11 protein-coding genes are annotated in these 14,301 nt (G+C 57.3%); 1 reads left to right on the top strand and 10 read right to left on the bottom strand.

All coding sequences use genetic code 11. The annotated features are described in order from the left end of the window. Positions 1-40 precede the first annotated feature (40 nt). From AC0JZ1_RS04260 to AC0JZ1_RS04215, 10 genes are all read right to left on the bottom strand, one after another. On the bottom strand, positions 41-1,618 hold the full coding sequence (locus AC0JZ1_RS04260) for an FGGY-family carbohydrate kinase (protein ID WP_471881194.1): 1,578 nt from the start codon (positions 1,616-1,618) through the stop codon (positions 41-43). Positions 1,619-1,674: 56 nt separating this feature from the next. Continuing rightward, on the bottom strand, positions 1,675-2,364 hold the full coding sequence (locus AC0JZ1_RS04255; protein ID WP_471881193.1) for an HAD family hydrolase: 690 nt from the start codon (positions 2,362-2,364) through the stop codon (positions 1,675-1,677). A gap of 10 nt (positions 2,365-2,374) precedes the next feature. After that, positions 2,375-3,856 (bottom strand): mannitol dehydrogenase family protein, encoded by a 1,482-nt coding sequence (locus AC0JZ1_RS04250; RefSeq protein ID WP_471881192.1) that lies wholly within the window; start codon positions 3,854-3,856, stop codon positions 2,375-2,377. Positions 3,857-3,913: 57 nt separating this feature from the next. Further along, entirely contained in the window at positions 3,914-4,912 is a 999-nt protein-coding gene (locus AC0JZ1_RS04245) for an ABC transporter ATP-binding protein (protein WP_471881191.1), read from the bottom strand. A 25-nt stretch (positions 4,913-4,937) separates the two neighbouring features. Then, entirely contained in the window at positions 4,938-5,768 is an 831-nt protein-coding gene (locus AC0JZ1_RS04240; RefSeq protein WP_471881190.1) for a carbohydrate ABC transporter permease, read from the bottom strand. A 3-nt stretch (positions 5,769-5,771) separates the two neighbouring features. Then, positions 5,772-6,644 carry a carbohydrate ABC transporter permease gene (locus AC0JZ1_RS04235; protein WP_471881189.1) on the bottom strand — a complete coding sequence of 291 codons (873 nt, stop codon included), beginning with the start codon at positions 6,642-6,644 and terminating at the stop codon, positions 5,772-5,774. Positions 6,645-6,753: 109 nt separating this feature from the next. Beyond that, positions 6,754-8,073 (bottom strand): ABC transporter substrate-binding protein, encoded by a 1,320-nt coding sequence (locus tag AC0JZ1_RS04230; RefSeq protein ID WP_471881188.1) that lies wholly within the window; start codon positions 8,071-8,073, stop codon positions 6,754-6,756. A 147-nt stretch (positions 8,074-8,220) separates the two neighbouring features. Further along, complete coding sequence (locus tag AC0JZ1_RS04225) at positions 8,221-9,174, bottom strand: sugar-binding transcriptional regulator (RefSeq protein WP_471881187.1); 954 nt, start codon at positions 9,172-9,174, stop codon at positions 8,221-8,223. Positions 9,175-9,261: 87 nt separating this feature from the next. Then, positions 9,262-11,088: an ABC transporter ATP-binding protein gene (locus tag AC0JZ1_RS04220; RefSeq protein WP_471881186.1), complete on the bottom strand. Its 1,827-nt coding sequence runs from the start codon at positions 11,086-11,088 to the stop codon at positions 9,262-9,264. A 26-nt stretch (positions 11,089-11,114) separates the two neighbouring features. After that, the gene (locus AC0JZ1_RS04215) at positions 11,115-12,278 is read right to left on the bottom strand and encodes a M20 aminoacylase family protein (protein WP_471881185.1); all 1,164 of its coding nucleotides are present in this window, start codon (positions 12,276-12,278) and stop codon (positions 11,115-11,117) included. 316 nt (positions 12,279-12,594) lie between these two features. On the opposite strand from AC0JZ1_RS04215, the gene AC0JZ1_RS04210 reads away from it, so the two are divergent. Beyond that, positions 12,595-14,301 carry a peptide ABC transporter substrate-binding protein gene (locus tag AC0JZ1_RS04210; RefSeq protein ID WP_471881184.1) on the top strand — a complete coding sequence of 569 codons (1,707 nt, stop codon included), beginning with the start codon at positions 12,595-12,597 and terminating at the stop codon, positions 14,299-14,301.

Genomic DNA, 14,301 nt, shown 5'->3' with positions numbered 1-14,301 from the left:
TGAGCTAGTCATGAACAAGCAGCAGCGAGCGTGCGAGCCATCACAAGGCTTCAAGTTCGGCGCGATGGCGGTGCATCAGAAGAAAACGACGGTAATCGCGCTCATACCCTTCCTGCCGTTTTGCATCCGGCAGTTTTACGGTCGAACCCTGATCCATCTGCCTTCCCGCCTCAGCCATATCTCGATGGCGACCACTGGCAACAGCCGCTGCCATGGCAGAACCGAGCAAGACTGCATCGGGCGCCTTGGGAAGAAGGACGCTACGTCCCGTCACATCGGCATAAAGCTCTACCAGGAGCGGATTGTTGAGATGGCCGCCGCCCGCGTAAAGCCGCTCAAAGCGGTAGCCCGATTCCTCCATCCGTTCCAGGATATGCCGGATACCGAGAACAAGCGCCACGCATGTCCGCCAGTATATGCGGCATAGGCCATCGAAGGACGCGTCGAGCGTCAGTCCGCTGATAACGCCACGCGCACGCGGATCTGCCAGTGGGGAACGGTTTCCATGAAAATCAGGTAAAATATGCAGCCCCTCTCCGAAGCACTCCCCTTCGGTGGCTCTCAACACGCCGATCCGGTCAATGATGGCCTGATGCAGCTTTGGCGTCGGCTGGCCACCCGCCGCATGCATTCGCACCACATGGTCGAGAAGCGCGCCGGTGGCCGATTGGCTGCCCTCGACCAGCCAGTATTCTTTTAATACAGCCTCGAAATATGGTCCCCAAAGGGAATGTCCCGGTTGAGGCTTGCGCGACAGAGCAACGAGGCAACTGGATGTGCCGCCGATCAGCGCAAGATTCTGCTCGACCTCAGAACGACCGAGATCCGGCGCGAGAAGGCCGATTGTTCCTGCATAGGCATCGATGAGACCGGCGGCAACGACGCAATCCGTGGTCAAGCCAAGCGCTTGCGCCGCCTCTAAAGTCAGCGTTCCAACCGCGTCGCCCGGTGCCACCGTCTCTTGCGGTAAACCACCGCGCTCCAGCAAATCCTCCAGTCCGGCAAGGCGAAGATAGCTGTCGTCCCATCCGCGGGCCTCATGGGCGAGATAATTCCATTTGGCCGTCAACGTGCAGCGGGAGCGTGCGGTCGATCCCGTTGATCGCCAGGTGAGGAAATCCGCAAGATCAAGGAAAAGCCCCGCCCTGGACCACTGCCGTGGCAGGTTGCGCTTCAACCACATGAGCTTCGGGATCTGCATCTCCGGGGAGATGGACCCACCCGCATAACCCAAGATTCGATGGCCAGATGCGCTGATTTTTTCCGCTTGCGCGACAGCACGATGATCGAGCCAGACGATGGTATCAAAGCGGGGCTCACCATCTGCGGAGACAGCCAGTGGCCGATGATCTCGGTCACGCACGACAAGCGAACAGGTCGCATCAAAGCCAATACCCGCCACCTCATCTGCGCGCACACCCGCGTCGCCCAGAGCCGCACGCACGGAAGAACAGGTTGCCTGCCAGATATCTTCGGAATCGTGCTCGGCAAAATCCGGCACCGACCGGCGCATTTGAATAGGGTGCTGGGCCTTGGCCAGCATACGGCCTTGGCTGTCAAAAACACCTGCGCGTGCGCTGGTCGTGCCAATGTCGACCGCCACCAGATACTGACGCATCAGGCTGTGTTTCCCATCCCCTCGATGCTCCGCTGAGTGACCCGCATGAGGCACGATCAGGGCGCATCCACTCCCAGACTTTCAGCCACAAGGTGGAGCAATTTGTCCATGTCGTCAAATATGACGTCTGGTGAAAGTGCTGCAACCTCTTCTCGATACTCCTCCCGGTCCGCATGGGAGCCCCCGGTGAAGGCAAACACGCGCATACCTGCCCTTTTGGCGGCGAGTATTCCGGCCGGGCTATCTTCGACCACCACGCATTTGCCGGGTTCGGCATTCATTTCCGCAGCGGCATGCAGAAATAAATCCGGCTCCGGCTTGCCGCGCTTTACCATTGTAGCGCTGAAGATATGCGGTTCGAAGAAATCTTGAAGGCCGGTCAGCCCAAGAGAAAGACGTATCCGCTCCGGTTGGCTGGAAGAGGCTACGCATTTGCGCCACGGCATCTGCTGCACAGCATTGGCTATGCCCGTGATGGGCTGCAGTTCTTCCTCAAACCGCTGATAGAGCGCACGCCGCATGCCATCCAGAAATGCAGCATCGGCAGCTATACGGAAATCCTCATCCAGAATGGAGACCATGGTGGCCATGCTGCGCCCTAGAAACCGCCGATAGGCCTCCGCTTCCGACAAGGTACCGCCATGAGCCGCAACCGCATCCATCAGGACACGGACGGACAGTGGCTCGCTATCGACGAGCACACCGTCACAATCGAAAATCACCAGCGGCTCTTGGACATGTTGCATGGCCTTGAGACTACTCCACGAGGCGGTTATCGAGATAGAGTTGAAGTGTCTCTGCCGTACCCTTCGTCCACAGGCAGTTGAGCGCATGGGCAAAGCGCTGGCGGAAATGCTCAGAGCCGGAAACGGCACCAAAGATCTCGTCAAAGGCCAGGAATGCCGCCGGATCATCCTTTGCCTTCACTGCTGCCGCTTGCAGCTTATCTGCACTCGCATCATTGAAGGAAATCACCTTGCCGCTGTCAGTCGTTCCTGCGAAATAACGGCACCAGAGAGCGGAAACCAACGACAAGCCCACGATGTCCCCTCCCTGCCGCAGGCGATCCACCGTGGAAGGCAGAATGAATTTCGGCTGGCGGTTAGAGCCGTCCTGCGCCAGACGCGGGATCGTATCGCCAATCTTGGGATTGAGAAAACGCCGCTCAATCAATTGAAAATACTCATCCAGATTGGTGTTCGGCACCGGCGGCACAATGGGGATGATTTCCTCCCGCTCCAGCTTGGCGAGGAAGGTCCGGATGAGAGGATGCTCCATGGCTTCGTGCACGAAGTGAATGTCGAGCAGCGCTGCCGGATAGGCAATCGCGGCATGGCCGCCGTTCAAAATGCGGATCTTCATCAGCTCATAGGGCGCCACATCCGGCACGAACTGAACACCCACCTTTTCCAGCGCCGGGCGACCCGCCGGGAAATTGTCTTCCATCACCCACTGCTTGAATTCTTCGCAGAAGACCGGCCAGTTATCGTCAATGCCGAATTCATTCGCCAGAAGGTCGATCTCGCGTTTACCTGTGGCGGGCGTAATGCGGTCAACCATGGAATTCGGGAAGGCCACGTTCTCGTGAACCCACTCGGCAAATGCCGGATCGGAAAGCCGCGCCAGACCACAGACCGTGTTTTCCGTCACATGGCCATTACCCGGAATATTGTCGCAGGACATGACGGTGAAGGGCGCAATGCCCTTCTCACGCCGCGCCTTAAGGCCCGCAATGATCAGACCGAAAACTGTCTTCGGCTGATCTGGGTTCTGGCTATCCGCGACGATGGCCGGATGGGACGGGTTGAAATGCCCCTCCGCATCAATGAAATAGCCACCTTCCGTAATTGTCATGGAGACGATGCGAATCTTGGGATCAGCCAACGCCGCAATGACGGCATTGGTGTCGCCTACAGGCAGAATATCCACCATCGGTGCCGTGACCCGCGCGCCGGTCTTGTTGTTATCCTGCTCCACGACGGTGGTGAGGAAATCCTGCGCGGAAAGCTTGTCGCGCATGGCCTGATCGGACGGCAGCACACCGGCACCCAGAATGCCCCAATCATGATCGAGGCCAAGATTGAACAGGTCGTCCAGATAAATCGCCTGATGGGCGCGATGGAAATTTCCAACGCCGAAATGAAGGATGCCAGCCTTGAGGCTGCCGGGATCGTAACCAGGAACCGCAGCCGTTTTACCGGCAGCTGCCAGCGTGGAAAGCGAAAGTTTGACAGTCATGATGTCACGTCCTGAAAATTGAACGGTGAAATGAAGTTCGCCCTTTATCCAGAGCACTCACATTGCCAGCCCCTTGTCGTTGAAGCGATGCAGCTTGGCCTCATCGGGGGTGAGGAAGACGCGGTCGCCATGGCGAACGCCAAATTCACCGCCCGCACGGGCCGTCACCGTGCCAATCCCTGCAATCTCGATATGCATGAAGGTGTCTGACCCCAAATGTTCGGCAATGGTGACCATGCCCTCCCAGGTTCCGCTTTCACGCGATAAACCGATATGTTCCGGGCGGATTCCGACTGTTTTGGCACCCTTCGTCTCGGCATAGGCACCTTCGATCAGGTTCATGCGCGGCGAACCAATGAAGCCTGCCACGAAGAGGTTCGCCGGTTTGCGGTAGAGATCGAGCGGCGAACCCACCTGCTCGATATTGCCCCTGTTCAGCACCACAATCTTGTCGGCCATGGTCATGGCTTCCACCTGATCGTGGGTTACATAGATCATCGTGGTCTTCAGCTGCTGGTGCAGTTCGCTGATTTCCAGCCGCATGTTCACACGAAGCGCTGCATCGAGGTTGGAAAGCGGTTCATCGAACAGGAAGGCATCTGGCTGGCGCACGATGGCGCGGCCAATGGCGACGCGCTGGCGCTGTCCACCCGAAAGCTGGCGCGGCTTGCGCTCCAGATAATCGGTGAGGTTCAAAACCTTGGCGGCGTCAGACACCTTGCGGTCGATTTCCGCCTTGTCCACGCCCGCCATCTTCAACGGGAACGCAATATTGGAGCGCACGCTCATATGCGGATAGAGCGCATAGGATTGGAACACCATGGCCAAGCCGCGCTTTGCAGGCGCAAGTTCAGTGGCATTTTGGCCGTTGATGATGATCTCACCGCCGGAGACATCCTCCAGCCCGGCGATCAGGCGCAGAAGGGTAGATTTGCCGCAGCCGGATGGCCCGACGAACACCACGAATTCCCCGTCGTTGATCTCCAGATTGATGGAGGGAATGACCTTCGCTTCACCGAAGACTTTTGAAACATTGCGAAGAGTAATGGAACCCATCTTCGTTTTCCTTGAATATCTACGGTTACTTGACGGCGCCAAAGGTCAGGCCACGCACCAACTGCTTCTGGCTGAACCAGCCGAGGATGACGATGGGCGCAATGGCCATGGTCGAGGCAGCGGAAAGCTTGGCGTAGAAAAGACCTTCAGGGCTGGAGTAAGAGGCGATGAACGTGGTGAGCGGGGCTGCATTCGAGGTGGTGAGGTTGAGCGTCCAGAAAGCCTCGTTCCACGCCAGAATGATGTTGAGCAAAAGCGTGGAGGCAATGCCCGGAACGGCCATCGGCGTCAGCACATAGATGACTTCCTTCATCAGCGAAGCACCATCCATGCGCGCTGCCTCCAGGATCTCCCCCGGAATTTCCTTGAAATAGGTGTAGAGCATCCACACGATGATCGGCAGGTTGATAAGGGTCAGCACAACCACCAGCCCGATGCGGCTATCCAGCAATCCAGTATCGCGAAACAGCAGGTAGATCGGGATGAGCGCGCCAACCGGCGGCATCATTTTGGTGGAAAGCATCCACATCAGCACATCCTTGGTGCGCTTTGTGGGTGAAAAGGCCATGGCCCAGGCGGCTGGGATAGCGATCAGAAGCCCCAGAAGCGTAGACCCAAAGGAAATGGTGACCGAATTGAGGAAGTGGCTGAAATAGTCAGACCGGCCCTGCACCTCCGTGTAGTTTTCCGTCGTCCAATGGAAGAACAGAAAGACGGGCGGCGAGGCAATGGCATCGCCTTCACTCTTGAAGCTGGTCAGGAACGTCCACAGTATCGGGAAGAACATCAGGAAGCCGATGGTCCAGGCGATGACTGTGAAGGTGATCTTGCGTTGTGTGGAGACTGCGCGCGCCATGGATCAGGCCTCCAGGTTCTTGCCGATGAGGCGAATGAGGAAGATGGCGACGATATTGGCGAGGATGACCGCCACGATACCGCCAGCGGACGCACCACCCACATCGAACTGCAACAGCGCCTGCGTATAGACGAGGTAGGTAATGTTGGTGCTCTGCGTTCCCGGTCCGCCATTGGTGGTAACGAGAATTTCGGCGAACACGGAGAGAAGGAAAATCGTCTCGATCAACACCACAACCGTGATGGCGCGGGCCATGTGCGGCAGGGTGATATAGATGAACTTGGAAAGCGGTCCGGCTCCGTCCATTTCTGCTGCCTCCTTCTGCTCTTCATCGAGAGATTGGAGCGCAGTCAAAAGGATCAGTGTGGCAAACGGCAGCCACTGCCAGGCAACGATAATGACGACCGAGGTAAGCGGTGCCACGGCCAGCCAATCGAGCGGCTCTGCGCCAAACAGCCGAAACAGCCATGCGAACAACCCGTTCACCGGGTTCATGAACATGTTCTTCCACACCAGTGCCGCGACCGTGGGCATGATGAAGAAGGGTGCGATCACAAGAATGCGCACAATGCCCTGCCCGAACATGGGCTGATCCAAAAGCAGCGCCATCAGAATGCCGCCAATCACAGAGATCGCCAGCACGCCACCGACGAGAAGAAGCGTATTGGTCAGCGCATCGAAAAAGGCCGGGTCCGTCAGGAAGAACTGATAATTCAACAGACCGGCAAACTCTTCCGTGCCCGGCATGAGAAGATTGTAACGGAGGAAGGAAAAATAAATGGTCATGCCGAGCGGCACGATCATCCAGGCAAACAGCAGAATGACGGAAGGTGCCATCATCAACCGCGCTGCCGAACGGGTGTGGGTCGTCGCCATGAGGCCGCCTCTTGATAACGTGTTCTGTAGGTTTGTTAGCCGTAAAAGGGCTATTCCTTACCCTCGCGAAGAGGGAACAGGCCGCCTGGACAGCGGCCTGTCGCTAAGATTACTTCTTAGGGTAACCCGCCTTTTTCATTTCACGCTCGGTCAGCTGCTGAGCACTTTTGAGAGCCTGATCTACCGTCACCTGGCCAGCCAGAGCCGCCGAGAACTGCTGGCCGACAGCCGTGCCGATGGCCTGGAATTCTGGGATGGCAACGTATTGCACGCCTTCATACGGTACAGGCTTCACCGTCGGCTTCTTCGGATCGGCAGCGTTGATTGAGTCCAGCGTCATTTTGGCGAAAGGCGCCGCCTTCTGATATTCGGCATTCTGGTAGAGCGAGGTGCGCGTGCCCGGAGGAACGTTTGCCCAGCCATCCTTCTCGGCCACAAGGTTCAGATAGTCCTTGCCGGTTGCCCAGGCGATGAACTTTTCAGCGGCTTCCACCTTCTTGGAGCCTGCCGGAATGGCGAGGTTCCAGGACCAGAGCCAGTTGCCGCGCTTGCCAAGGCCGTTATCCGGTGCAAGCGCAAAGCCAACCTGATCCGCAACCTTGGATTCCTTCGGGTTTGTCACGAAGGAGGCAGCAACGGTTGCATCGATCCACATGCCGCATTTGCCGGTCTGGAACAGAGCCAGGTTTTCGTTGAAGCCGTTGGAGGAAGCGCCGGGAGGACCAGCGTCCTTCATCAGCTTCACGTAGAAGTCGAGCGTGTTCTTCCACTCCGGTTGATCGAACTGCGGCTTCCAGTTCTCATCGAACCAGCGAGCGCCAAAGGCATTGGCCGTTGCCGTGAGGAAGGCCATGTTCTCGCCCCAACCGGCCTTGCCACGAAGGCAGATGCCGTAGGTTTCAGACTTCTTGTCGGTAATCTTGCGGGCAGCATCCGCGATGAAATCCCAGGTCGGCGCATCCGGCATCTTCAGGCCAGCCTTGTCGAACAGGTCCTTGCGATACATCACCATCGAGCTTTCGCCGTAGAAAGGTGCCGCGTAGAGCTTGTTATCAACCGTCAGACCAGAACGAATTGGCGGCAGGAGATCATTGGCATCATAGGAGGCATCCGAAGAAAGCTTGTCCAGCGGCGCCAGCCAGCCCTGCTTGCCCCAGATGGGCGCTTCGTAAATGCCGATGGTCATCACATCATACTGGCCGCCCTTGGTAGCCACATCCGTGGTCACTTTCTGGCGCAGGATGTTTTCTTCCAGGGTAACCCACTTCACGTCGATGCCGGGATTCTTCTTCGTGAAGTCATCCGTCAGCTTCTGCATGCGGATCATATCGCCGTTGTTGACCGTCGCAATTGTCAGCGTTTCTGCAGATGCAATGCCGGAGAGTGCCAGCGCAGATACCGCGCCAAGCAGAATAGTCTTGAAAGTCATGTCTTCCTCCCAGAAGAATGAGAAACGAGCATTCGCTTTGCTCGTGGGCAATTACTCATTTAAGGCTGGGAAATGTCAAGCGGCATTCGTCGCTGCAGTGCAGCGACACTCTATCAAGCTGTTGAAAGGTATAGATAATATTTTAGCTCAACGTGTGAGCAACTGCTCAGCTGTGCGTTCGTCTGTGATCAGGCCGTTTATCAAACCGCCGATCAAGGCAGCCTTGATCGCCTTTTCCTTGCGTTTGCCGAGGCCAACACCAATGACGATGCCGGGGTCACGCGGCGGGATAGGAACGCTTGCTACACGCTCATTGATCGGATCGACGAGAAGACTTCCCTCGCGATCAAACACCCAACCACAAATTTCACCGGCCGCACCGCGTTCCATCAGGGCCGTCATCTCTTCTGGTGCAAGAAAACCGTCAACGCAGAGCGGTGCATCGACCCCCAGCTCGCCAATACCAACAAAGGTGACATGCGCTTCTGCGCCAAGCCTCAAGGTTGATTGCACGATGCTTTGCTGGTGGAGCGCATCCCGCTCCTCTGCCGAGGAGCACAGCACCGGAAGCGGCATGGGGAAATGCCGCGCCTTTATGGCATCCGCCATGGAAAAGATGACGTTGTAATAGGCCGCGGAACCATCCGGGCCGATATTGCCGGTGAGTGAGACCACGCGATGCTGCGGGCATTCCATGACGCCGAGCTGGTCGACTGCAGCTTTCAAGGTTCTCCCGGTTCCGATAGCCAGCACGATGGGGTCAGGACGCTTCAGCCAGCGCTCGATTTCGGCTGCGGCAGCCTCAGCAATACCGACTGTCGTGGAGCTACCAGCCGGATCGCTTGGCACGACCTCCACATGCGCGAGGTCGTACTGTTTCTTGAGCGCTTCTGCATATTCAAGGCAAACTGCAATGGGATGGTCCACACGCACCTTGATCAGCCGTTCAGCCACTGCCAGCGACACCAGCCGCTGGGCCGATTGGCGAGAAATACCCATGGCCGCAGCAATTTCATCTTGTGTGCGACCAGCGACGTAATAGAGCCATCCGGCTCTCGCTGCGTCATCCAGCCTGCCTTGGGCATCCGATTTTCTGGCCATTCTCGATTCCTGCTCCACCCCGCGCAAATTGCTGGCATGATTGCGGGGATCGTGTCAAATCGGGATGCTTGCATTCCTCATCGAAGATCAAGCCATCTGAACAAGATGCCCTTCAGACACTTGTCGATATTCACGAACAGGCGGCTCAAAACCAGTCGGCCGAATCGGGCTCTTGATTTCTTCGGTAGAGAGATTGCGCTTGATATTGCGGCGCGAAGGATCAGGCACCGGCACGGCGGCCATCAGCTTCCTGGTATAGGGATGCTGTGGGTTCTCAAACACTGCCGCACGCGGCCCAATCTCGACGATTTCGCCCAAATACATTACGGCCACCCGATGGCTCACCCGCTCCACCACCGCCATGTCGTGACTGATGAAGAGATAGGCGAGGTTCAGGCTCTGTTGCAGGTCGAGCAGCAGGTTGCAGACCTGCGCCTTGATGGAGACGTCGAGCGCAGACACTGCCTCATCGGCTACAATAACTTTGGGATCAAGCATCAGCGCACGGGCAATGGCAATGCGCTGCCGCTGACCGCCGGAAAATTCATGCGGATAACGGCCCATCATATCGGGGGATAGCCCCACCTTGGCCAGAAGATCCGCAGCCTTCTCCCGCGCTTGCGCCTTGCTTCCCAACTTGTGCTCGATGAAGGGCTCCATGACCGCAGACCCCACACTCATGCGAGGATTGAGGCTGGCGAAAGGATCTTGAAACACCATCTGGATCGAGCGGCGCATGGTGCGAAGCGTTGTGCGATCCAGCCCCATCACGTTGTAGCCATCAAGCGTCACCTCGCCGCTGGTTGGCTCCACAAGCCGTGTCACGGAGCGCCCGGTGGTGGATTTTCCGCAGCCGGATTCGCCAACGAGAGAGAGCGTTTCCCCTTCGAAAAGCTGGAAAGACACCTTCTCCACCGCATGCACAGCGCCTGTCTGGCGGCCCAAAATGCCGGATCGGATGGCAAAGCGTGTCGTCAGGTCACGGACATCGAGGATAGGTGTCTTGGTCTTGGCAACCGTATCGGCGACCTCCGCCATCGGCTGAGCCTGTCCTGATCGGACATCCACTACGGGGAAGCGAAGCGGAAGGTTTCTATCCTTCATCGAGCCGAGCCTTGGCACCGCCGCCAGAAGTGCCCGCGTGTAAGGATGCTGGCCGCGATGGAATATATCGTCTGTGACGCCCGACTCCACCTGCTCGCCCCGGAACATCACGATGGTTCGGTCAGCGATTTCCGCCACAACGCCCATGTCATGCGTGATAAAGAGAACGGACATGCCCTCTTCATCCTGCAACTCTTTGATAAGATCGAGGATCTGGCCCTGGATCGTCACGTCGAGCGCCGTTGTCGGTTCGTCGGCAATCAGAAGCTTCGGCTTGGAAGCAAGCGCCATGGCGATCATCACGCGCTGACGCATACCGCCGGAAAACTGGTGTGGGAACTCGTCAAATCGACCCTTGGCGTTGGGAATGCGCACCTTTTCGAGCAGACGGATAACCTCCGCCTTCGCCGCAGCCGACGAGATATTCTGATGAACCGTCAGCGCTTCGGCAATCTGCTTGCCGATCGGAAAGATCGGGTTCAGGCTCGTCATCGGCTCCTGAAAGATCATCGAGATATCGTTGCCGCGCACCTGGCGCATCTGCTCTTCCGGCAGTGCCAGCAGCTCCTTCTGGCCCAGCAAAACCCTGCCCTCGATCTTGCTCGAAGCCTTAGGCAACAGGCGCATGATGGAGAGCGAAGTCACGCTCTTGCCGGAGCCCGATTCGCCGACAATGGCAACCGTTTCCCGAGGAGCTACCGAGAAGCTCATATTGCGAACCACGGAGCGCCACTCGCCATTCACCCGGAAAGATGTGGTGAGGTTTTCGACGCGCAAGATAGGCGCTTTTTCGGAGGCATTGGAGGTCATGGCATTCTCCTGTCCGTCACGCCCGTTCAGGCAGCAAGCTTCGTTTCGGCCAAAGTCACCCAGTAGCTGATGCCGTAAGGAATAACCTCATCGTTGAAGTCATAGGCCGGATGGTGAAGATTGGCACCCTCGCCGATACCAAGGAAGATGAAGGCGCCTGGACGAGCCTCCAGCATGTAGGAGAAATCTTCAGCCCCCATTTTCGGGGCCATTTCCACTTCGACGCTCTTTTCGCCGGAAACCTTCGCCGCGACGGAGGCTGCAAAATCAGTCTCCTCCGCATGATTGACGGTGACTGGATAGCCGCGAACATAGTTCACGTCGGCAATTGCGCCATGCGCCATGGCCGTGCCTTGCGCCACCTCCATCACACGTCTGGCGGCAAGTTCGCGGATTTCCGGATCGAGCGTACGCACGGTTCCCGTGAGTTTCACATCCATCGGGATGACGTTATAGGCATCGCCGCCGTGAATGGTGGTGACCGACACCACGACCGATTTCAGCGGATCGACCTCACGGGAGGCAATAGCCTGCAGCCCGACCACCACATAGGCTGCGGCGAGCACCGGATCGACCGATAGATGCGGCTGTGCCGCGTGGCTGCCTTTGCCCTTGATGGTAATTTCGAAGGAATCTGCCGCCGCCATGATGCCGCCCTTGCGAATGGCAAAGCCTCCAAGCGGAAGATTCGGCGCGTTGTGCAGCCCATAGACTTCGCGAATACCGAAGGTATCCATCATGCCATCTTGCACCATGGCAAGACCGCCGCCGCCACCTTCTTCCGCCGGCTGGAAGATCACTGCAACGGAACCGGCGAAACGCCTTGTTTCGCAGAGATATTGAGCGGCCCCAAGCAACATCGCGGTGTGTCCATCATGCCCGCAGGAATGGGCCTTGCCCGGCACCTTCGATGCCCATGGTTTGCCGGTGCTTTCGAGAATCGGTAGCGCATCCATGTCGGCTCGCAGGCCGATGGTTGCGCCCTCGCCGAGCGATCCCTTGATGATTCCCACCACGCCAGTGCGACCAATCCCAGTCTCAACCACATCGCAACCGAAGGCTTTCAGTTTGTCCGCCACGAAAGCGGCAGTCTCATGCACATCGTACAAAAGCTCTGGATTTTCATGCAGATGGCGTCTCCAGCCTGCGACCTCTTCCTGCATTTCTGCGGCTCGGTTGAGAATTGGCATGAATACAACCCCTTTGAATTTTCACTGTTTCCCTTATCGTTATTGGAGATATTGCAGTGGTCCATCGCACGAAAGCAAGCTCGAATTTTCATTCTTGAATGAAATTTAGGCTTGTGTTTAGATGGCCCAAAATTTGATCATCCTCGATCCTGACACGGCGAAAACGTCGGCCTGCTATCGCGTCAAGACATTGGGAGAATTCAATAATTCATCATTGCGCCGGGAGGATACGGCGAAATGGAGAATCCGGCCCACAATAACGAAGAAGCCGGGCCGGGATGGCTGTAAATCACACCAAACCTCAAGGGGAACAGACATGAAGAGAAGCAAGATCCTGTTGGCAGGCTGCGTGGCGTCGCTCGCCTTTGCCAATATGGCGCATGCCGAACGCGGAACGGACGGGGATCTCAAAATCCTGTTCTGGCAGGCCGTTTCCACGATGAACCCCTATCTTTCCGGCGGCACCAAGGAGATCTACGCATCCTCGATGGTTATTGAGCCACTGGCCCGCTACGACGAGAAAGGTGTGCTTCAGCCCTGGCTGGTGACAGAAATTCCAACGCTTGAAAATGGCGGCGTTGCCAAGGACATGAAGAGCATCACCTGGAAGATCAAGCCGGGCATCAAATGGTCGGACGGGTCAGCTTTCACTGCAGATGATGTGGTTTTCACCTGGCAATATTGCACGGCACCGGATGGCGGTTGCGCACAAAAAGCCCAGTTCGAAGGCATCAGCAGCGTAGAAGCTGTCGATCCGTTGACCGTCAAAGTGAGCTTCTCCGAACCGAAATATTACCCTTATGGCGCTCTGACGGGCGCACAGCAGCCTATTATCCAGAAGGCGCAGTTCAAGGATTGCATGGGTGCGAAAGCCCCCGGCTGCACTTCGGCCAATTTCAGCCCCATCGGCACCGGCCCCTTCGTCGTCAAGGAATTCAAGCCGAATGACGTGATCACCTTCACGGCCAATCCAAACTTCCGCGATCCGGCCAAGCCTGCCTTTGCCACAGCCACTTTGAAAGGCGGCGGCGATGCCGCTTCTGCCGCGCGCGCCGTTCTGGAAACCGGCGAATACGACTATGGCTGGAACATGCAGGTGGAGCCGGAAGTACTGGCCACCATGATGCAGGCTGGCAAAGGCAAGCTGGAAACCGCCTTTGGCACGCAGGTTGAACGTATCGTCATCAACTGGACGAACCCGGACCCGAAGCTCGGCGACAAGCGCTCTACCGTCGATGGCGGCAAGCATCCAGCCCTTTCCGATCCGGCAGTTCGTCGCGCCCTCTCCCTCGCCATCGACCGTGACATCATCGTTGAAGCGGGCTACGGCGAAGCGGGCAAGCCCACCTGCAATATCGTACCGGCACCGGATGCTTATGTTTCCACCACCAACGACAGCTGGTGCCTAAAGCAGGACATCGAGGCGGCCAACAAGCTTCTGGATGATGCGGGTTGGAAAAAGGGCGGCGATGGCATTCGCGCCAAGGACGGCGTGAAACTTTCCTTCCTCTACCAGACCTCAACCAACTCCGTGCGCCAAGGCACACAGGCACTGGTCAAGGATTGGTGGAGCCAGATCGGCGTTGATGCCGAGCTTCGCAATGTCTCCGCATCCGTCTTCTTCGGCGGTGATCCGGCAAGCCCGGATACATTCCAGAAGTTCTATGCCGATGTGGAGATGTACACCAACAACTTCGACGGTACGGACCCTGAGAAATATCTGGCGGAATGGCTCTGCAACAAAATTCCGGCTCCAGCCAATGGCTGGCAGGGCCAGAACATTCCACGTTACTGCAACCCGGAATATGACAAGACTGTCAACGAGCTGGCAAAGACTGCCGATCTCGAAAAGCGTGGTGAACTGGCCAAGAAGGCCAATGACCTTTTGACCACGGAAGGCGCGCATATTCCGCTGGTTCACCGCGGCCAGATCTCTTCCCACTCTGTCACGCTTCAAGGCGTGAAGATGACGGGTTGGGATTCGGAACTCTGGAACGTTGCGGACTGGTCTCGCAAGAAGTGA

This window comes from Affinirhizobium capsici (genome assembly GCF_977018625.1).
The sequence above is the reverse complement of the archived record's forward strand: the minus strand, read 5'-3'. Positions and strand labels throughout refer to the sequence as shown.